Raw genomic sequence first — 19,208 nt, 5'->3', positions numbered from 1 at the left:
GCCGCCCAGCCCACCGGCGCTGCGCCGCGGGCTCCCAAGGCCCAGACGGCGCCCCGCAGCGCTCGCGCGCGCAAGACGCCGCGTGCCGATGGCGCGGTTGCGGACAAGGGCGGCGACAAAGAAGCCGACAATGCGCTGGCTTACCTGGACAAGTCGGCCAAGCTGGCGCAACGCCTGGGCAAGTATCTCAATAGCGATGCCGTCATCCCCAAGCTGCACAAAGTGCTGGCCGATGCCGGCGTGGGCTCGCGCCGCGAAATGGAAGAACTCATCGTCGCCGGCCGTGTCTCGGTCAACGGCGAGCCTGCTCATATCGGGCAGCGTGTCGGCGCCAACGACCAGGTGCGCGTGAATGGCCGCCTGGTGGCCCGGCCCAATGCCAAGAAGCCCCCGCGCGTGATCCTGTATCACAAGCCTGCCGGCGAAATCGTCAGCCATGACGATCCCGGCGGACGCGCCACGGTCTTCGCCCGCTTGCCCAAGGTGCGCATCGGCAAATGGCTGTCGGTCGGCCGGCTCGACCTGAATACCGAGGGCCTGTTGATCCTCACGACTTCCGGCGACCTGGCCAACCGCCTGATGCATCCGCGCTACGGCGCCGAACGCGAATATGCGGTGCGCGTCCTGGGCGAGCTCGACGAGGCCCAGCAGCAGCGCCTGCTCAAGGGGATCGAGCTCGAAGACGGCATGGCCCAGTTCGGCTCGCTCGAATACCTGGGGGGCGAAGGCAGCAACCGCTGGTATCGAGTGACCCTTACCGAAGGGCGCAACCGCGAGGTGCGCCGCATGTTCGAGGCGGCCGGCGTGACGGTCAGCCGCCTGATCCGTACCCGTTTCGGCGAAGTGGTGCTGCCGCGCAACCTGCGCCGCGGCCGCTGGGAAGAGCTCGATGCCACCTTGGTCAAGGCGCTCATGGTGCAGCTCGGCCTGTTGCGCGACGACGACCAAGAGGGCGCGGAACGGCGCGCCCGCCAGCCGGCCTCGCATGACAGCGCCTTGCCGCCGGGCTTCGGCACGCTCGAGCGCAACGGCATGAACGGCGCCAAGCTGGGCCGCCGCGGCAAGTTGTCCGGGGGCGGCCGCGCGGCCAAGACCCAGACGTTCGAATCCTATCCCTCCGATCCCTACGGCACCGGTCTCATGTTCAGTGGCGGCCTGCCCAACGGCCACCCCAATGCGGGCAAGCGCGCCGAGGGCGGAAAACGCAACGAGGGCGGCAAGCGCAAGCCGGCGCGTCCGGCACAAGGGCCGCAGGCCGCCAAGCCCGCTGGGCGACGCGGCCCCGCGAAAAAAGCGGCCAAACCCGCCGGCAAACCGGCGGGCGGGCGCAAATCGGGCCCGCGCGACGACGACTGGCAGCCGCGCGGCGCTTCGGCGCACGAGTCACACCTGGGATTCCTGGGGGCGCGCGGCCGAGGCTCTCGCTGATCCGGCTCGCCCGGCGCCCGCGCGCCGTACGGCCCCTGGGCGGCAAGCGCGGGGGCTGTTGCTTTTTATGTGTAAGACCGTGACTTAGCAGGAATTTTCTTGAATTTCTGCTAAAATGTTGTGTTTCATAGAGCTATGCTTACCGATTGAGCGCCGCCATAGGTTGACGGCGCCGTGGGTGGTGCGCGGTATGTCGCAGGATGTATTGCGCGGTATTGGGTTTGGGCTTCTTGTGGCCGGCGTCTTCGAGGCAACTCGGGATTGCCCCGAGGCGCCCCGGATACCGCGCATGTCCGCCAGCGGCTTCGGGCTTGCCGGATTCAGAGGCAACGCCAGTGCGCAACGCAGGTGGATACGGCAGGAGCGCCATGGCGCTCCGTCGTTGCGGCATGGCGGCACATTCCGAATGCGCCGTTCTTCGTGGCTTCCGGCTGGTCCGGCGGCACGGGCGGGGCGGCAATAGTGGGCTGGGCGTACAGCCCATTTTTTTTTGATATTCATGGCAGATATATTCGCATTGACACGGGAAGCGTTGGCGGGCACCGATCTCGAACTGGTCGACATCGAGCGTGCGCCGCTGGGCTTGCTGCGCGTCACGATAGACCGGCCAGACGGCGTGCGCATCGAAGATTGCGAGCAGGTCTCCAAGCAGTTGTCGCGCGTGTTCGAAGTCGAGAACGTCGATTACAAGCGTCTCGAAGTGGGTTCGCCGGGCGTGGACCGGCCCTTGAAGAACCGCGCCGATTTCGCCCGTTACGCCGGCCAGCGCGTCGAGATCCGCTTGCGCACGGCCGTGGACAACCGCAAAGTATTCGTCGGCCTGTTGCGTGTGCCCGAGGACATCCTCGCTGCAGAAGCGCCCGTGCTCGGCCTGGAACTCGAAGCCGGGCAAGGCGTAGAGCCGACGCTAGGTTTCACTCTGGACGACATAGAGCGAGCCAAACTGAATCCCATTCTTGATTTCAAGGGAAAAAAGCGATGAGTCGCGAAATTCTTCTACTGGTCGACGCCCTGGCGCGCGAGAAAAACGTACCGCGTGAAGTGGTCTTCGGAGCCTTGGAAAACGCGCTGGCCTCGGCCATGAAAAAGCGCTTCAAGGAAGAAGCCGACATCCGTGTGTCGATCGATCGCGATAGTGGCGAGCACGAAGGCTTCCGCCGCTGGCTGGTGGTGCCCGACGATGCCGGGCTGCAAGAACCCGACCAGCAGGAACTCTATTCCGACGCCCAGGAAATTTCCCCGGGAATCGAGGTGGGCGAATACATCGAAGAACCGCTCGAGCCGGTGGAATTCGGCCGCATCGGCGCGCAGGCCGCCAAGCAGGCCATCTTGCAGAAGATCCGCGACGCCGAGCGCGAGCAAGTGCTCAACGACTTCCTCGAACGCGGCGAAACCATAGTCTCGGGCACCGTCAAGCGCATGGACAAGGGCGATGCCATCATCGAAACCGGCAAGATCGAGGCCCGCCTGCCGCGCAGCGAAATGATCCCCAAGGAAAACATGCGCATCGGCGATCGCGTGCGCGCCTGGGTGCTGCGGGTGGATCATGCGGCGCGCGGCCAGCAGGTGATCCTGTCGCGCACGGCGCCGGAATTCATCCGCCAGCTTTTCGAGAACGAAGTGCCCGAAATCGAACAGGGCCTGCTGGAAATCAAGGCGGCGGCGCGCGATCCCGGCGTGCGCGCCAAGATCGCCGTGATTGCCTATGACAAGCGCATCGACCCCATAGGTACTTGCGTGGGCATGCGCGGTTCGCGCGTCACGGCCGTGCGCAACGAACTCGGCGGAGAGCAGGTCGATATCGTGCTGTGGGCCGAAGACCCTGCCGAATTCGTCATCGGCGCGCTGGCTCCCGCGCATGTGGAATCCATCGTGGTCGACGAGGACAAGCATGCCATGGACGTGGTGGTCGACGCCGAGAACCTGCCCAAGGCCATCGGCGCGCGCGGCCAGAACGTGCGCCTGGCTTCCGAGCTCACGGGCTGGCAGATCAACATCATGACGCCCGAGGAAAACCAGAATCGCCAGGAAACCGAGCGGGCCGGCCTGCGCCAGACCTTCATCAGCAAGCTCGATGTCGACGAAGAAGTCGCCGACATCCTGATCGACGAAGGTTTCACCGGGCTCGAGGAAATCGCCTACGTGCCCATGCAGGAACTGCTCGAGATCGAAGCCTTCGACGAAGACACGATCAACGAGTTGCGCACGCGTGCGCGCAACGCGCTGCTCACCGAGGCCATAGCCCAGGAAGAGCGCGTGCAGACGGCGCAGGATCTGCTCGAGGTCGAGGGCGTCACCCCCGAATTGGCGGCTAAATTGGCCGAGAAAGAAATCTATACGCGCGACGACCTGGCCGAACTGGCAACCGACGAGCTGTCGGACATGACCGGCCTGGACGAACACAGCGCCAGCGAGCTGATCATGCGCGCCCGGGCGCACTGGTTCGATGACCAGGCGTGAAGCGCCGGCCGCATACCAGAGGTCGCTTTTATTGAAATGGCTGTAGCAAGTAAGAGAGAGTCGAATGCCGAGTAACACCGTCGCCCAGTTCGCCATCGAACTGAAAATGCCTGCAAATGTACTGCTGGAGCAGTTGCGTTCGGCGGGTGTTGAACTCAAGTCGGTCGACGATACCGTCACGGATACGGACAAGGCGAAATTGCTGGAGTCCCTGCGGCGTACCCATGGCGGTTCCGAGGGCAAGAAAATCACCTTGACGCGCCGCCAGACTTCCGAAATCCGCCAGGCCGATGGGTCGGGGCGTTCGCGCACGATCCAGGTCGAGGTGCGCAAGAAGCGCGTGTTCGTCAAGCGCGACCCGTCCGAACTGGCCGCCGAGGCCCGCGCGGCTGCGGCCCAGGCCGACGAGTCCGAGGTCGAGCTCGCTGCCGCTGCGGCCGCCGAGCCGCAAGAGACTTCGGCCGCCGAGTCCGCGCATCCGGATTCCGCCGCGAACGCTCCTGCGCAGCAGCCGGCCGCCGCCGAGGCCCCCGAGGCTGCGGCCGTGCCGGAAGCCCCCGAGACGCCTGCGGCGCCCGAGGCGCCCGCAGACGCGGCCAGTGCTCCGGAACCGGCCCAAGAGCCGGCGCCGGAAACGGCTGCCGTCCCCGCGCAGGACGAAAGCGCTGCCCAGGACAAGGACGCCGCTGCATCGGCGCAGCCGCAAGAGCCGGCCGCCGAGCCCGAGGCCGAGCCGGCCGCGGAAGCTGCTCCCGCGGCGCAAGACACTCCCCAGCCCGCACAAGAGGCTGCCAAGCCCGCTGCCGATGCGCCTGCGGCGCCGGCGCGCGCTCCGCTGAAGGCGGCCGCCCAGAAGCCGGCTGCCGACGGCACGGCAGACCGCGAACGTGCGCGCCGCAAGGCCGAAGCCGAAGCTGCCGCGCTGCGCGAAATGCTCAGCCGCCCGCGCAAGGTGCTCAAGGCGCCCGAGCCCGAGGCCGGCGGTATTTCCGGCACGCTGCATAAGCCCAATGCCGGCAAGGCCGCCAAGAAGGATGCCAAGGCTCCGGTCGGCGCCGCTACGGGCGTCAAGAAGACCATCAAGGCGTCCGAAGTCTCGTCTTCCTGGACCGACGAAAACGGCCGCAAGAAACCCGCGCAGAAGACCGACGGGCCCGCCGGCCGCGACGGCTGGCGCGCTTCCAGCGGCAAGGGCGGCGGCCGTGGCGGCCGCGGCCGCAATGCGCAGCCGGAACGCAAAGAACCGCAAGTCGCCGAATTCATCGCCCGCGAAGTCCACGTGCCCGAAACGATCACCGTGGCCGACCTGGCCCACAAGATGTCGGTCAAGGCCGCCGAGGTGATCAAGCATCTCATGAAGCTGGGGCAGATGGTGACCATCAACCAGGTGCTGGACCAGGAAACCGCGATGATCGTCGTCGAGGAGCTGGGCCACACCGCCATCGCCGCCAAGCTGGACGATCCCGAGGCCTTCCTCGACGAGAGTGTCGAACAGCAGACCGAAGCCGAGGCTTTGCCGCGTGCGCCGGTGGTGACCGTCATGGGCCACGTCGACCACGGCAAGACCTCTCTGCTGGACTACATCCGCCGCACCAAGGTGGCTTCCGGCGAGGCCGGCGGCATCACGCAGCACATCGGCGCCTACAACGTCAAGACCAGCCGCGGCATGGTGACCTTCCTGGATACCCCGGGCCACGAGGCCTTCACGGCCATGCGTGCGCGCGGCACCAAGGCCACCGATATCGTGATCCTGGTGGTGGCCGCCGACGACGGCGTCATGCCCCAGACCAAAGAGGCCATACACCATGCCAAGGCCGCCGGCGTGCCGCTGGTGGTGGCGATCAACAAGATCGACAAGCCCGATGCAAACCTCGACCGCGTCAAGCAGGAACTGGTCGCCGAAGAAGTCGTGCCTGAAGAATACGGCGGCGACGTGCCTTTCGTGCCCGTGTCGGCCAAGACCGGCGAAGGCATAGACGCGCTGCTGGAAAACGTGTTGCTGCAAGCCGAAATGCTCGAGCTCAAGGCTCCGGTGGACGCGCCTGCCAAGGGCATCGTCATCGAGGCCCGGCTGGACAAGGGGCGCGGCCCGGTGGCCACGATCCTGGTGCAAAGCGGCACGCTGTCGCGTGGCGACGCCGTGCTGGCGGGCGCCAGCTTCGGCCGCGTGCGTGCCATGCTCAACGAGAACGGCAAGCCGGTGGCAAGCGCCGGGCCTTCGATGCCTGTCGAGATCCAGGGCCTGACCGAAGTGCCCGCGGCCGGCGACGAGCTGATCTCGCTGGCCGATGAACGCAAGGCGCGCGAAATCGCGCTGTTCCGCCAAGGCAAGTTCCGCGACGTCAAGCTGGCTCGCCAGCAGGCCGCCAAGCTCGAATCGATGTTCGACAACATCGGCGAGGGCGTCCAGACCCTGGCTCTGATCGTCAAGACCGACGTGCAGGGTTCGCAGGAAGCGCTGGTGTCTTCGCTGCTCAAGCTGTCCACCGACGAAGTGCGCGTGCAGGTGGTGCATGCCGCGGTGGGTGGCGTTTCCGAGAGCGACGTCAACCTGGCGATTGCCTCCAACGCGGTGATCATAGGCTTCAATGTGCGCGCCGAGCAAAGCGCCAAGAAGCTGGCCGAGAACAACGGCATCGACCTGCGCTACTACAACATCATCTACGACGCCGTGGACGATGTGCGCAACGCCATGTCGGGTATGCTGGCCCCCGAGAAAAAGGAAGAGGTCATCGGCATGGTCGAGATCCGCGAGGTCTACAGCATTTCGCGCATCGGCAACGTGGCCGGCTGCATGGTGCTGGACGGCGTGGTGCGGCGCGACGCCCAGGTGCGCCTGCTGCGCAACCATGTCGTGCACTGGACGGGCTGGCTCGATTCGCTGCGCCGCTTCAAGGACGATGTCAAGGAGGTCAAGGCCGGCTTCGACTGCGGTATCACGCTCAAGGGCAATAACGACATCGAGGTGGGCGACCAGCTCGAAGTCTTCGAGATCCGGGAAGTCGCCCGTACGCTATAAGTCATGAGCCGTCATAAGTCCAAGCCGAATCCTGGCCGCAATACGCGGCTGGCCGACCAGATCCAGAAAGACCTGGCCGGCCTGATCCAGCGCGAGCTCGACATGTCGCGCGCCGGGCTGGTCACCCTGACCGGGGTCGACCTGTCGGCCGATTACGCCCATGCCAAGGTGTATTTCACCGTCATGGGCGCCGAACCCGAGCAGGCCACCGCCGCGCTCAACGAGAAGGCGGGCTACCTGCATTCGCTGCTGTTCAAGTTGCTGCATATCCATACGGTGCCGACGCTGCGCTTCGTGCACGATGCGCAGTTGGCCAAGGGCATTGCGTTGTCGCGGCTCATCGACCAGGCCAACAGCGGCGCCGGGCCGGATGCGTCCGCCGATGCCTCGGGGCTGGATCCCGAGGGCCGCGGCTGAAGGCCGGCGCGCATTCCAAGGCAGACAGACGATGGCTACGCGGCGCGGGCAATTGCTCGATGGTGTCCTGTTGCTCGACAAACCCGAGGGGCTGTCGAGCAACCATGCCTTGCAGCGGGCCAAGCGCACGGTCGACGCACGCAAGGCCGGCCACACCGGCACCCTGGACCCGTTCGCGACCGGCCTGCTGGTGTGTTGCATGGGGCGGGCCACCAAGATATCGGCGGCCATGCTGCAGGCTGACAAGATTTACGAAGCCACGCTGGGCTTCGGCGAAGAAACCGACTCGGGCGACCTGACCGGCCATGTGGTGTTCCAGGCTCCGCCCGACGCCGCGCCGGTCGCGTTGGCCGACCTGGAGCGGGTGCTGCCCGGCTTCATGGGCGAGATCGAACAGATCCCTCCCATGTATTCGGCTCTCAAGCGGGACGGCCGGCCCTTGTATGAATATGCGCGCCAGGGCATCGAACTGGAACGCGCGCCGCGCCGGGTAACCTTGTACCGGCTCGACATTCTGGATTTTTCGCCGCGCCAGGCGCGGCTGTCGGTGCATTGCAGCAAGGGCACGTATGTGCGCACGCTGGCTCAGGATATCGGTCGCGCACTGGGTTGCGGGGCGCACCTGACGGCCTTGCGTCGCACCGCCGTCGGCCCGTTCTCGCTGGCCGACGCGGTGACGCTGGAAGCCCTGCAGGCCATGCCGCGGCCGCAGGACGCCCTGATCGGATTGGATGCTTTGCCCGCGGGTCTGATGCCCGCGGGTTCTACACAAAAGGACGAATTATGAATCGCGCTTTGCGCAATGTGGCGATCATCGCTCACGTCGACCACGGCAAGACCACCCTGGTCGACCAGTTGCTGCGCCAGTCGGGCACGTTCCGCGAGAATCAGCAGGTTTCCGAACGCATCATGGATTCCAACGATATCGAAAGAGAACGCGGCATTACCATCCTGGCCAAGAATTGCGCGGTGGAATACGAAGGCACGCATATCAACATCGTCGATACCCCGGGACACGCCGATTTCGGAGGCGAGGTCGAGCGCGTACTGTCCATGGTGGACGGCGTGCTGCTGCTGGTCGACGCGGTGGAAGGGCCCATGCCCCAGACCCGTTTCGTCACCCGCAAGGCGCTGGCGCTGGGCCTGAAGCCTATCGTGGTGATCAACAAGATCGACCGCCCCGGCGCGCGCCCGGATCACGTCATCAACGCGACCTTCGACCTGTTCGACAAACTGGGCGCTACCGAAGAGCAACTGGATTTCCCGGTGATCTACGCCTCGGGGCTGGCCGGCTATTCGGGCCTGACCGCGGACATGCGCGACGGCGACATGCGGCCCTTGTTCGACGCCGTCTTGAAATACGTGCCGCAGCGCGAGGACGATCCGGACGGCGCGCTGCAGTTGCAGATCGTCTCGCTGGACTACAGCAGCTATGTCGGCAAGATCGGCGTGGGCCGCATCAACCGCGGCCGGCTGCGCGCCGGCCAGGACGTGCTGGTCAAGTTCGGCCCCGAAGGCGAGCCCATCAAGGGGCGGGTCAACCAGGTGCTGAAATTCAAGGGCCTGGAACGCGAACTGGTCGACGGGGCGCAGGCCGGCGATATCGTGCTCATCAACGGCATCGAGGAAATCGGCATCGGCTGCACCGTCATGGATCCATTGCAGGCCGAGCCGCTGCCGATGCTGCGCATCGACGAGCCGACGCTGACCATGAACTTCATGGTGAATACTTCGCCGCTGGCCGGCCGCGAGGGCAAGTTCGTGACCAGCCGCCAGTTGCGCGACCGGCTCGACCGCGAGCTGAAGTCGAATGTGGCGCTGCGGGTGCGCGATACGGACGACGATACGATTTTCGAAGTCTCGGGCCGCGGTGAACTGCATCTGACGATTCTGCTGGAAAACATGCGGCGCGAAGGCTACGAGCTGGCGGTTTCTCGCCCGCGCGTGGTGTTCAAGGAAGAAAACGGCGTGCGCCTCGAGCCCTACGAGCTCTTGACGGTGGATGTGGAAGACGGGCACCAGGGCGCAGTCATGGAAGAGCTGGGGCGGCGCAAGGGCGACCTGCTGGACATGCAGCCTGACGGCCGCGGCCGCACGCGCCTGGAATACCGCATCCCCGCGCGCGGCCTGATCGGTTTCCAGAGTGAGTTCCTGACGCTGACGCGCGGCACCGGGCTGGCCAGCCACATCTTCGACGAGTACGCACCCATGCGCGAAGGCGGGGTGGGCGAGCGTCGCAACGGCGTGCTGATCAGCCAGGACGACGGCGCCGCGGTGGCCTATGCGCTCTGGAAGCTGCAGGAGCGCGGCCGCATGTTCGTGTCGCCGGGCGAACCGCTGTACGAAGGGATGATCATCGGCATCCACAGCCGCGACAACGACCTGGTGGTCAACCCCATCAAGGAAAAGAAGCTGACCAATGTGCGCGCCTCGGGCAAGGACGAGCACATCGACCTGGTGCCGCCCATCCGGCTTACGCTGGAATACGCGGTGGAATTCATCACCGACGACGAGTTGGTCGAAGTCACACCCAAGTCGATCCGTCTGCGCAAGCGCTACTTGCAGGAACACGAGCGCCGGCGCATGTCGCGCGAGATGGCCTAAGAAAAAGGCCGCGCCGGTCGGCGCGGCCTTTTTCTTCATGCGGCTTCGCGATCAAGAGAGAACGAGGCGCCAGGCCGCAGGCCGCAAGAATAATACGGCAGGGCAAGGCCCTTGCCGTTTCGGGCGTGTGCCCGTATCAGGCCAGCACGAAGGGCCGGCCCGTGACCGGCGTGGTTGCCACTGCCATGTCCTGTTCGGCCATGATGCCGGCCTGCCGCGCCTTGCGGCCGGCCTCTATGGCCAGGCGGAAAGCCTCGGCCATGAGCACCGGGTCGTGCGCGCTGGACACCGCCGAATTCAACAGCACCGCGTCGAAACCGAGCTCCATGGCCTGCACCGCGTCCATGGGCGAGCCTATGCCGGCGTCGACGATCAACGGCACGTCGGGAATGCGCTCGCGCAAGGTGCGCAAGGCGTAGGGATTCAGCAGGCCCTGTCCCGAGCCTATGGGCGCACCCCAGGGCATGAGCACCCGGCAGCCGGCATCGAGCAGGCGGTTGCAGGTGACCAGGTCGTCGGTGCAATAGGGAAAGACCTCGAAGCCCTGCTTGACCAGCTCGGTGGCGGCATGGACCAGTTCGAAGGGGTCGGGCTGCAGGGTATAGGTGTCGCCGATGACTTCCAGTTTGATCCAGTGCGTATCGAAGACCTCGCGCGCCATCTGCGCCAGCGTGACGGCTTCGGCGGCGGTATGGCAGCCGGCGGTGTTGGGCAGCAGCCGCGCGCCGCTCTGGCGGATGATCTCGAAGTAGCCCTGGCCTTGGGGATTGGAGACGGGCTTGCCGCAGCCCTGGGCCAGTTGGCGCTTGAGGCTTACCGTGACCACTTCGGCGCCCGAGGCGCGTATGGCCTGTTCCAGCACCAGCGGCGACGGATAGCCGGCAGTGCCCAGAAAGAAGCGGCTGGACAGTTCCACTCCAGCGATCGCGAACGACATGGCTAGCCTCCGGTAATGGGTTCGAATGTGGTGACCGCGTCGCGGTCCTTCAGGACCAGCGCGGCGCGGGCCTGCCTAGCGACGTGCGCGCCATTGACGGCGCTGGCGATGGGCGCGCCGGGTTCGGCCTCGGGTCGCAGCGCGTCGAGCAGGTCCTGCAGCGTCGAGGATTCGGCGATGCGGTGTTCGACGCCATTGACGGTGATGCTTATGGTGTTCACGATGGCTTCCGTCTGTATCGCGGTGTGGGTCCGGGCATAGTACAAAAATGATCAGGCATCGAGGTCCAGCGCAGCCAGGGCTTCCTCGGTCAGCGAGGGCGCGATCAGCCAGCCATGGCGGAACAGCCCATTGATGCGGGTCAGGCCTTTTTCGTGCTCGATGCGCGGCAGGTTGTCGGCCAGGGCGGGGCGCAGATTGGTTTCGTTGTGCACCACGCGCGCCTCGGCCAGCCCGGGTATCACGCTGTGGGCCGCCGCCAGCAGTTCGACCGTGCTGCGCAGCGACACGGGCGAGCGGTCTTCGCTTTCGAGCTCGGAAGCCCCGACGACGATGATGCCGTCGCGGCGCGGAACCAGGTAGACCCGGTGGCGCGGATGCATCAGGCGCACCGGCCGCTGCAATTGTACGTCAGGCGCGTGCAGCCAGAAGATCTCGCCGCGCACGCCGCGCACGTTGCGGCAGGACACCATATTGGCAGGGCCCGGCGGGGCGTCGCCGCGCGCGCCGGTGCCGCGCACGTCGAACACCCAGTCGTAGCGCAGCGTTTCGCCGCCCGCCTGCAGCGTGTGGGGCGCAAGGCTTTGCACTGGGCTGTTCCAGTGCCAGTGGGCGCCATCGGCCGAGGCCTGCAGCGCCTGCATGGCCTGCACGGTGTTCAAATGCCCTTCGTGCGGCAGCAGCCAGGCTTGCGAGGGCCCCTGGATGGCGGGCTCGAGCTCGGCCAGTTCACGCAGCGACAGGGCCTGGGGCCGATGTTCTTCAGGCGCTTTTTCCTGCAGCAGGCCTATCATCCGCTGGGCCGAGCCGATGTCGTGGCGGTATGCCAGCAGCAGGCTGCCGGCGCGATGGAAGTCGGCCGGCCCTTGCAGGCGCGGCAGGATGTCGGCCCACAACTCGATCGAGCGCAGGCCGTGCCGGAATACGTTCAGGTCGGCCGATTCGAGTTCGGCCGTGGGACTGAGCATGCCTGCCGCGGTCCAGCCGGCGGCGCCGCGGGCCAGGGGCCCGGCGGCCGGATCGTGGATATGGATTTCGTGGCCTTGCCGGCAGAGCAGATACGCAAGCAGGCGGCCCAGCAGACCCGCCCCCGCAACACCAATTTTCATCTATGACACACCTGCCGCGGGCTTCGCCCCGCGGCGCGGACCGCTAGCGGGGAAGACGTGGCATATAAGGATAACGAGAGGCTATGAGGCTTTTTGTAAAATTTAGGCTCCGCATGCCCAATAGCCAATTATAAATTCAAAAACCGGTACAATTCATTCCTAAAATCGAGATAAAATTTATGGACACCGCCCGTTCGCCTATCATCGACGACAACAAGATCGATGGTAACACTCCCACCATGCGGCTGTTTGCGCTGCTGGAAGTGATCGCGCGCAAGGACCAGTTCTTTTCCCTGCAGAGCCTGGTCGACGAGCTCGGCCTGCCCAAGCCCACCCTGCACCGCATGCTGCAGCAGCTCGAGGGCGCCGGCATGATCCAGCGCGACGGCGACGGGCGCCAGTACAGCACGGGCTTGCGGCTGCGGCGCATGGCCGAGAACCTGCTGCTGAACAATACGGTGCATGGGGCGCGGCATACGGTATTGCGCCAATTGGTCGAGGAAGTCGGCGAAAGCTGCAACATCACGACTTGCGCCGGCAGCGAAGTGCTGTACCTGGATCGCGTCGAGACGGTCGCCCCGCTGCGTTTCTACTTGCATCCGGGCTCGCGCGTGCCTGTGCATTGCTCGGCCAGCGGCAAGCTGTTCCTGACGCAAATGACGCCGCTGCAGCGCCGCCGCCTGCTGGTGCATGCTCCGCTGGCCAGGTACACCGACAAGACGCTGGTCACCTACGACGAACTCGATAGCGAGATCGAGCGCGTGCGCCGCGATGGCTACGCCGTGGACGACGAGGAATTCCTGCCCGGCCTGTTGTGCGTCGCGGTGCTGGTGCCGGTGGTCAGCGGCAAGTCCAACATGGCGGTGGCCCTGCAGGCCCCCATCATGCGCATGTCGCCGGAAAAATCGCTGCAATGCCTGCCTGCGCTGCAGCGCGCCGCGCAGTCCCTGGCGGCCATAGAAGTGGCCAACGGCAAGGGGCTCTAGCCATAGGTCGTGGCGCCCGAGCGCCGCGACACACGGCGCCGCCGGACTTGCCCTTGGCTCGTGAGATTTTCAGGAGCATTCCATGTCCGACCCCGCCTCGTCCACACCCGCCATGCACGCAGTTTCCGCCGCAGAACTGTTCGGCCTGGATATTGCCTTGCAGGTGCCCGCCTTCGTCGAGCGCGACGATCATGTGCCCGAGATCGATCCCGCCTATCGTTTCAACCGCGACGTCACGCTGGCCATATTGGCCGGCTTCGCGCGCAATCGTCGCGTCATGGTGCAGGGGCTGCACGGCACCGGCAAGTCCACGCACATAGAGCAGATCGCGGCGCGCCTGAACTGGCCTTGCGTGCGGGTCAACCTGGACGGGCACATCAGCCGCCTCGACCTGGTGGGCAAGGACGCCATCGTGGTGCGCGACGGCCTGCAGGTCACCGAATTCCAGGAAGGCATCGTGCCGTGGGCCCTGCAGCGGCCCGTGGCCCTGGTGTTCGACGAATACGATGCGGGCCGGCCCGACGTGATGTTCGTGATCCAGCGCATACTCGAGCGCGAGGGTCGCTACACGCTGCTGGACCAGAACCGGGTGTTGCAGCCGCATCCGCAATTCCGCCTGTTCGCTACGTCCAACACGGTCGGCCAGGGCAACCCCAACGGCATGTACCACGGCACCCAGGTCTTGAATCATGCGCAGATCGATCGCTGGAACATCGTCGCCACGCTCGACTACCTGGGCGCGGCAGAGGAGGCCGCGATCGTCCTGGCGCGGGTGCCCGAACTGGAGACCCCCGCGGGCAGGGCGCTGGTGGGGGCCATGGTGCAAGTCGCCGCGCTTACCCGCAAGGGTTTCGAGCTGGGCGACCTGTCCACGCTGATGTCGCCGCGCACGGTGATCACCTGGGCCGAGAACAGCCGCATATTCGGCGACGTGGAACTGGCGTTCAGGCTGTCGTTCCTGAACAAATGCGAAGAGCCCGAAAGGCCTGTGGTGGCCGAATACTACCAGCGCTGCTTCGACGATGAAATCCGCGAGTCGGCCGCCCATGCCATGCAGGCGCAGGACAGCCGGAGCGCCGCGTGAGCCTCGAAGCGCGCCGGCGCTTGCCGCGCCGGCAGCGCCTGGAAGAACTGTGCGCCGCGACGCTGCGTTCCATGACGGGACATGGCCGCCTGCATTTCGAGGGCGGCGGCCTGTTCGATGGCGAACTGCCGGTACGGCCGCGCGCGCCGCACCTCCGGCTTGCCGGGCTGGACGCGGGCCTGGACGAATATCGCAGCGTGGCCGACGCCATGGCGCTGCGCCTGATGTATTCCGATGCGGACCTGCACGCCGGCCTGGCGCCGGACGAGCCTGTGCAGCGCCTGGTGTTCGACTGGCTCGAGCAGTTGCGCGTCGAATCCCTCGCGCCCGAATCGCTGCCGGGGCTGCGGCACAATCTCGAGCGCCACTACCGGGCCTGGAGCGGCGATTTCCTCGACTCGGGCGCCACCGAGAGCAGCCTGGGCATGCTGATGTTCGCGCTGTCGCAAATCGTCTGGAGCCGGCTCAATGCGTGCGAGCTGCCCGAGATCGTCCAGGACTTGCTGGAGCCGACCCGCGCCGCATTGGGCCCTGCGCTGGGAGTCGCGCTTGCCGGCATGCGGCGCTGGCGTGCGGACCAGGCGCGTTTCGCGGCCCATGCGCTGGATGTCGCGCGCGACATCGCGCAGCGCGTGCAGAGCGTATATGAAGACGAGCCCGAGACGGCCGGCTCGCGCGGCCGCTATGCCTTCAATCTTTGGCTCGATGCCGAGGACGAGGGCGAAGACCAGGGCCTGGCTGCGGCCGACAGCGGCGAAAGCGCCGTATTCCTTGCCGGCCGCGGGCAGTATCGGGTGTATACCAGACGCTACGACCAGCAGGTGCCGGCCGAGGAATTATTGCGTGCCGCGTTGCTGTCGGAATACCGCGAACGCCTGGACCAGCGCATTGCGTGCCAGGGCGTGAACGTGAACCGCCTGGCGCGCCGCCTGCAGGCCGCGCTGGCGCATCCGGAGCGCGACGGCTGGCGTTTCGGAGAAGAAGAAGGGGTGATAGACGGGCGCCGCCTGGCGCAGCTCATCAGTTCGCCGAGCGAACGGCGCCTGTTCCGGCGCGACCGCTACCGTCCCGTGTCGGACTGCGTGGTGAGCCTGCTGATCGATTGTTCCGGCTCCATGAAGCGCTGCATCGAGTCCGTGGCCGTGTTGGCCGACATCCTGATGCGCGCGCTGGAGCAGGGCGGCACGGCGACCGAGATCCTGGGTTTCACCACGGCGGCATGGAACGGCGGCCGCGCGCGCCAGGACTGGCTGGCGGCCGGCCGCGCATCGCATCCGGGCCGGCTTGGCGAACTGCGCCATATCGTATTCAAGGAAGCCGGCGTATCGTGGCGCCGCGCCCGACGCCCGCTGGCGGCCTTGCTGAAAGCCGACCTGTTCCGCGAAGGAGTGGACGGCGAAGCCGTGCAATGGGCCTGCGCCCGGCTGGCGCGACAGGACTGCCGGCGCCGCATCTTGCTGGTAGTCTCCGACGGTTGCCCCATGGACACCGCCACCAATCTGGCCAATGACGTTTATTACCTGGACAATCATCTGAAGGCCGTGGTCGGCCAGCAACTGCGGCGCGGCATCGAGATCTACGGGCTGGGCGTAGGGCTGGACCTGAGCCCTTATTACCCGGACTCGCTGGCCGTGGATTTGTCCGAAAGGCTGGACAACAAGGTATTCGACGATTTCACACAGATGCTGATGCAGGCACGGCGCGGCAGCCGGCTCTCTTGACGGGAGCAGGGCGGCGCGCGCGGCGCAGGCGACCGATGCGAACCAGGTAGCTCGAGGCGTGCGGGCCGGCCCGCCAAGCAGCCGAGGCGGACTTGCGTTGTGGACGAAGTCTCGCCCGGCTATGCGTCAGGAGCAGGCCGCCATCGCCGCAGCCTGCGCCTGCACCGCCGTGACCGCGATCACGTTGTAGACGTCGTCTTCGCTGCAGCCGCGCGACAAGTCGTTGGCCGGCTTGTTCAGGCCTTGCAGCAGCGGCCCGATGGCCGTTGCGCCGCCCAGCCTTTCTGTAAGCTTGTAGCCGATATTGGCCGCGTCCAGGTTCGGAAAGACCAGCACATTGGCCTGCCCGTGGATCTGCGAATCGGGAATCTTGCGCGCGGCGATGTCCGGCACGATGGCCGCGTCGAGCTGCACTTCTCCGTCCACGTGCAGTTGCGGCGCACGTTCGCGCAGCCGCCGCGTGGCTTGGTCGACTTTTCGAGCGTCCGGATGGCCGGCGCTGCCGTGCGTGGAAAACGACAGCATGGCGACCCTGGGCTCGGTGCCCAGGAGACTGCGCGCGCTTTCGGCTGCCGCCAGGGCGATGTCGGCGAGCTGCTCGTGGTCGGGATCGATCACCAGGCCGCAATCGGAAAAAATCATGGCGTGTGTCTGCGAATGAAAGGGCTGGTCGCGCAGCATGATGAAGAAGCTCGACACGATGCGCGTGTCCGGGCGCATGCCTATGAGCTGGATGGCGTTGCGCACCACATCGGCCGTAGTATGCACGGCGCCCGCCACCGAGCCGTCGGCGTGGCCCATGCGCACCATCAGCGTGGCGAAGACCAGCGGGTCGAGCGCCGCCTGGCGCGCTTGTTCGGGCGTCATGCAGCGCCTGGCGCGCAGTTCCAGCAGCAGTTCGACGGCCTGCTCGCGCAACGGCGATGCGGCGGGATCTTCGATGGGCACAGGCAGCGTGCGCAAGTCCAGGCCGAGCGCGGCTGCATTGTGCTCGATGGCCGGCCGGCTGCCCACGATCCGCGGCAAGGCGATGGCGTCGCGCGCCGCACGCACGGCCGCGCGCAGCACCCGGGGGTCTTCGCCTTCGCACAGCACGATCCGCTGCGGCGCGCGGCGCGCCTGTTCCAGCATGGTGTCCAGGATATTCATGGCAAGGCCAGTTCTCGGCGCAACCGGCGCCGGCATTCCGGCTTGCTGCCGCCGGATGCTGGCGCCACGTGAAAAAAAATGGACTGCCCGGGCCGGCCTGCGCAGCGAAGTTGAGGCCGGCCCTGTCCCCGGGGCGCATGCGGCGCGCGCTTGTCAGGCTGCAGGAGTGCCGGCTTGTAGGCCGGCCGGAGCCTGCGGCCAGGGAATGCGCCGCCGTGCGAGTCCCTTGGGGCGTCCATGTAAATCGGATGTTCCGGGCCGCCGGGGCGGCCCGGGCCTCAGACGTAGTCCTTGTATTTGTCGAGCAGGCGCACCGGCTTGGACAGTGCGTCGCGGCGGAACGGGTCGCCCAGTTCGCGCGTGCACATGATTTCCACGATGGTGGTCTTGCCCTGGTTCATCTGCATGTCGATCGCTTTCTTCAGCGCGGGGCCCACGTCCTCGAGCTTGTCCACCACGATCCCTTCGGCGCCCATGGCGCGGGCGATGCCGGCGAAGCTCTGGTTGTCGAGTTCGCCTGCGACGAAGCGGCGATTGTAGAAATCCACCTGGTTCTTTTTCTCGGCGCCCCATTGGCGGTTGTGGAATACCACCGCGGTGACCGGGATGTTGTGGCGCACGCAGGTCATGGTTTCCATCATGCTCATGCCCCAGGCGCCGTCGCCCGCATAGGAAATTGCCGGGCGGTGCGGCGCGGCGACCTTGGCGCCTATGATGGTCGGGAAGGCATAGCCGCAATTGCCCCAGCTCATGGCGGCGAACAGGCTGCGGGGTTTTTCGAAGCGCAGATAGCTGTTGGCCACCGAATTGATATTGCCGATATCGGTGGACACCATGACATCGGGCGGCATGGCTTTTTCCAGTTCGCGCAGCACCTGGCGCGGGTGCAGGTAGTTGCCGGGTTCTTTCTTCTGCTCTTCGATCATGTCGAGGCTGAAGGGGTCGCGCTCATGCGTCCATTCGTCCAGTTCTTTTTCCCAGGCGGTCTTTTCGTCGGCGATCTCGCGGGCGCGCGCTTCCTTGGTGGCGTCGCAGGCCAGCGTGCGGCCGGCAAGGCGCTGCGACAGCGCCGTGGCGGCGGCTTTCGCGTCGCCGCAGATGCCCACGGTAATCTTCTTGACCAGCCCCAGCATCTTGTTGTCGGCGTCGATCTGGATGATCTTGGCGTTCTTGGGCCAGTAGTCCATGCCGTGCTGCGGCAGGGTGCCGAAAGGCCCCAGGCGCGAGCCCAGCGCCAGCACCACGTCGGCCTTGGAGATCAGCTTCATGGCCGCCTTGGAGCCCTGGTAGCCCAGCGGGCCGCACCACAGCGGATGGCTGGCGGGGAAGGAATCGTTGTGCAGGTAGCTGTTGACTACCGGCGCGCCGAGCCGCTCGGCCAGCGCCTTGCATTCCTCGACGGCATCGCCCATGACGACGCCGCCGCCCGAGATGATGACCGGGAACTTGGCCTTGGCGAGTAGTTCGGCGGCCTCGTCCAGGCTGTGTTCGCCGCCGGGGCCGCGCTCCAGCCGGTGCGGCTGCGGGATCTCGGCGGTGATCTCGCCGTAGAAATAGTCGCGCGGGATGTTCAGTTGCGTGGGGCCCATCTCGGACATCGCGCGGTCGAAGCAGCGGCCGGTGTACTCGGCCATGCGCGCCGGGTGCGTGACATGGCCCTGGTATTTGGTGAATTCCTGGAACATGGGCAACTGCTTTGCTTCCTGGAAGCCGCCCAGGCCTATGCCCATGGTGCCGGCTTCGGGCGTGACGATGACCACCGGCGAATGCGCCCAGAAGGCGGCGGCGATGGCAGTGACGCAGTTGCTGATGCCGGGGCCGTTCTGGCCTATGACTACGCCGTGGCGGCCGCTGACCCGCGAGTACCCGTCGGCCATGTGGGCCGCGCCTTGTTCGTGCACGACGGGGATGAGCCTGATGCCCGCGGGGGCGAAGATGTCCATCGCGTCCATGAACGCGGAACCCATGATGCCGAACATTTCGGTCACGCCATTGGCGGCCAGGGTTTCGACGAAGGCCTCGGACGGCGTCATCTTCTGGGGGCCGGCGGGGGGAGTGGTGGTCGATGAGCTCAT

General features: G+C 66.2%; 15 protein-coding genes. 10 read left to right on the top strand and 5 right to left on the bottom strand.

Annotated features, from left to right (window positions below; genetic code table 11):
• The 7 genes from rluB to typA all read left to right on the top strand — a co-directional run.
• Positions 1 to 1,428, top strand: a 1,428-nt coding sequence (gene rluB / locus KVP10_RS19155; RefSeq protein WP_217966345.1) for a 23S rRNA pseudouridine(2605) synthase RluB, incomplete at its 5' end; no start/stop codon positions are given.
• A gap of 499 nt (positions 1,429 to 1,927) precedes the next feature.
• Positions 1,928 to 2,410 (top strand): ribosome maturation factor RimP, encoded by a 483-nt coding sequence (rimP, locus tag KVP10_RS19150; protein WP_217966344.1) that lies wholly within the window; start codon positions 1,928 to 1,930, stop codon positions 2,408 to 2,410.
• Positions 2,407 to 3,888 (top strand): transcription termination factor NusA, encoded by a 1,482-nt coding sequence (nusA, locus tag KVP10_RS19145; RefSeq protein WP_217966343.1) that lies wholly within the window; start codon positions 2,407 to 2,409, stop codon positions 3,886 to 3,888. Before rimP ends, nusA begins: the two co-directional genes overlap by 4 nt.
• Positions 3,889 to 3,952: 64 nt before the next feature.
• Entirely contained in the window at positions 3,953 to 6,907 is a 2,955-nt protein-coding gene (infB, locus tag KVP10_RS19140; RefSeq protein ID WP_217966342.1) for a translation initiation factor IF-2, read from the top strand.
• Between the two features lie 3 nt (positions 6,908 to 6,910).
• The gene (gene rbfA / locus KVP10_RS19135) at positions 6,911 to 7,324 is read left to right on the top strand and encodes a 30S ribosome-binding factor RbfA (protein ID WP_217966341.1); all 414 of its coding nucleotides are present in this window, start codon (positions 6,911 to 6,913) and stop codon (positions 7,322 to 7,324) included.
• Positions 7,325 to 7,355: 31 nt separating this feature from the next.
• Positions 7,356 to 8,111 carry a tRNA pseudouridine(55) synthase TruB gene (gene truB / locus KVP10_RS19130; RefSeq protein ID WP_217966340.1) on the top strand — a complete coding sequence of 252 codons (756 nt, stop codon included), beginning with the start codon at positions 7,356 to 7,358 and terminating at the stop codon, positions 8,109 to 8,111.
• The gene (gene typA, locus KVP10_RS19125; protein ID WP_217966339.1) at positions 8,108 to 9,928 is read left to right on the top strand and encodes a translational GTPase TypA; all 1,821 of its coding nucleotides are present in this window, start codon (positions 8,108 to 8,110) and stop codon (positions 9,926 to 9,928) included. Before truB ends, typA begins: the two co-directional genes overlap by 4 nt.
• Positions 9,929 to 10,064: 136 nt before the next feature.
• On the opposite strand, the gene KVP10_RS19120 is transcribed toward typA, so the two are convergent.
• From KVP10_RS19120 to KVP10_RS19110, 3 genes are read right to left on the bottom strand one after another with little or no spacing between them, the layout of a single operon-like run.
• A complete protein-coding gene (locus tag KVP10_RS19120) occupies positions 10,065 to 10,865 on the bottom strand; it encodes a thiazole synthase (RefSeq protein WP_217966338.1) in 801 nt (266 codons plus the stop codon).
• Positions 10,866 to 10,867: 2 nt separating this feature from the next.
• Complete coding sequence (thiS, locus tag KVP10_RS19115; RefSeq protein WP_343218775.1) at positions 10,868 to 11,086, bottom strand: sulfur carrier protein ThiS; 219 nt, start codon at positions 11,084 to 11,086, stop codon at positions 10,868 to 10,870.
• 51 nt (positions 11,087 to 11,137) lie between these two features.
• On the bottom strand, positions 11,138 to 12,193 hold the full coding sequence (locus tag KVP10_RS19110; RefSeq protein WP_217966337.1) for an FAD-dependent oxidoreductase: 1,056 nt from the start codon (positions 12,191 to 12,193) through the stop codon (positions 11,138 to 11,140).
• 179 nt (positions 12,194 to 12,372) lie between these two features.
• On the opposite strand from KVP10_RS19110, the gene KVP10_RS19105 reads away from it, so the two are divergent.
• From KVP10_RS19105 to KVP10_RS19095, 3 genes are all read left to right on the top strand, one after another.
• The gene (locus KVP10_RS19105; RefSeq protein ID WP_217966336.1) at positions 12,373 to 13,179 is read left to right on the top strand and encodes an IclR family transcriptional regulator; all 807 of its coding nucleotides are present in this window, start codon (positions 12,373 to 12,375) and stop codon (positions 13,177 to 13,179) included.
• Positions 13,180 to 13,261: 82 nt separating this feature from the next.
• Positions 13,262 to 14,263 (top strand): AAA family ATPase, encoded by a 1,002-nt coding sequence (locus tag KVP10_RS19100; protein ID WP_217966335.1) that lies wholly within the window; start codon positions 13,262 to 13,264, stop codon positions 14,261 to 14,263.
• A gap of 71 nt (positions 14,264 to 14,334) precedes the next feature.
• A complete protein-coding gene (locus KVP10_RS19095) occupies positions 14,335 to 15,984 on the top strand; it encodes a cobaltochelatase CobT-related protein (protein ID WP_217966353.1) in 1,650 nt (549 codons plus the stop codon).
• A gap of 126 nt (positions 15,985 to 16,110) precedes the next feature.
• On the opposite strand, the gene pta is transcribed toward KVP10_RS19095, so the two are convergent.
• On the bottom strand, positions 16,111 to 17,133 hold the full coding sequence (pta, locus tag KVP10_RS19090; RefSeq protein ID WP_217966334.1) for a phosphate acetyltransferase: 1,023 nt from the start codon (positions 17,131 to 17,133) through the stop codon (positions 16,111 to 16,113).
• A gap of 278 nt (positions 17,134 to 17,411) precedes the next feature.
• The gene (gene xsc, locus KVP10_RS19085) at positions 17,412 to 19,208 is read right to left on the bottom strand and encodes a sulfoacetaldehyde acetyltransferase (protein ID WP_217966333.1); all 1,797 of its coding nucleotides are present in this window, start codon (positions 19,206 to 19,208) and stop codon (positions 17,412 to 17,414) included.

Source organism: Candidimonas humi, assembly GCF_019166065.1.
In the GTDB taxonomy this organism is placed as follows: domain Bacteria; phylum Pseudomonadota; class Gammaproteobacteria; order Burkholderiales; family Burkholderiaceae_B; genus Candidimonas; species Candidimonas humi.
This window is presented reverse-complemented; position numbering and strand designations above follow the sequence as displayed.

Coding starts and splice junctions, on each gene's coding strand:
- KVP10_RS19110 (WP_217966337.1), bottom strand. CDS start 12,193: ATGAAAATTGGTGTTGCGGGGGCGGGTCTGCTGGGCCGCCTGCTTGCG.
- KVP10_RS19100 (WP_217966335.1), top strand. CDS start 13,262: ATGTCCGACCCCGCCTCGTCCACACCCGCCATGCACGCAGTTTCCGCC.
- KVP10_RS19105 (WP_217966336.1), top strand. CDS start 12,373: ATGGACACCGCCCGTTCGCCTATCATCGACGACAACAAGATCGATGGT.
- truB (WP_217966340.1), top strand. CDS start 7,356: ATGGCTACGCGGCGCGGGCAATTGCTCGATGGTGTCCTGTTGCTCGAC.
- typA (WP_217966339.1), top strand. CDS start 8,108: ATGAATCGCGCTTTGCGCAATGTGGCGATCATCGCTCACGTCGACCAC.
- xsc (WP_217966333.1), bottom strand. CDS start 19,208: ATGAGCTCATCGACCACCACTCCCCCCGCCGGCCCCCAGAAGATGACG.
- KVP10_RS19120 (WP_217966338.1), bottom strand. CDS start 10,865: ATGTCGTTCGCGATCGCTGGAGTGGAACTGTCCAGCCGCTTCTTTCTG.
- pta (WP_217966334.1), bottom strand. CDS start 17,133: ATGAATATCCTGGACACCATGCTGGAACAGGCGCGCCGCGCGCCGCAG.
- rimP (WP_217966344.1), top strand. CDS start 1,928: ATGGCAGATATATTCGCATTGACACGGGAAGCGTTGGCGGGCACCGAT.
- nusA (WP_217966343.1), top strand. CDS start 2,407: ATGAGTCGCGAAATTCTTCTACTGGTCGACGCCCTGGCGCGCGAGAAA.
- infB (WP_217966342.1), top strand. CDS start 3,953: ATGCCGAGTAACACCGTCGCCCAGTTCGCCATCGAACTGAAAATGCCT.
- rbfA (WP_217966341.1), top strand. CDS start 6,911: ATGAGCCGTCATAAGTCCAAGCCGAATCCTGGCCGCAATACGCGGCTG.
- KVP10_RS19095 (WP_217966353.1), top strand. CDS start 14,335: ATGACGGGACATGGCCGCCTGCATTTCGAGGGCGGCGGCCTGTTCGAT.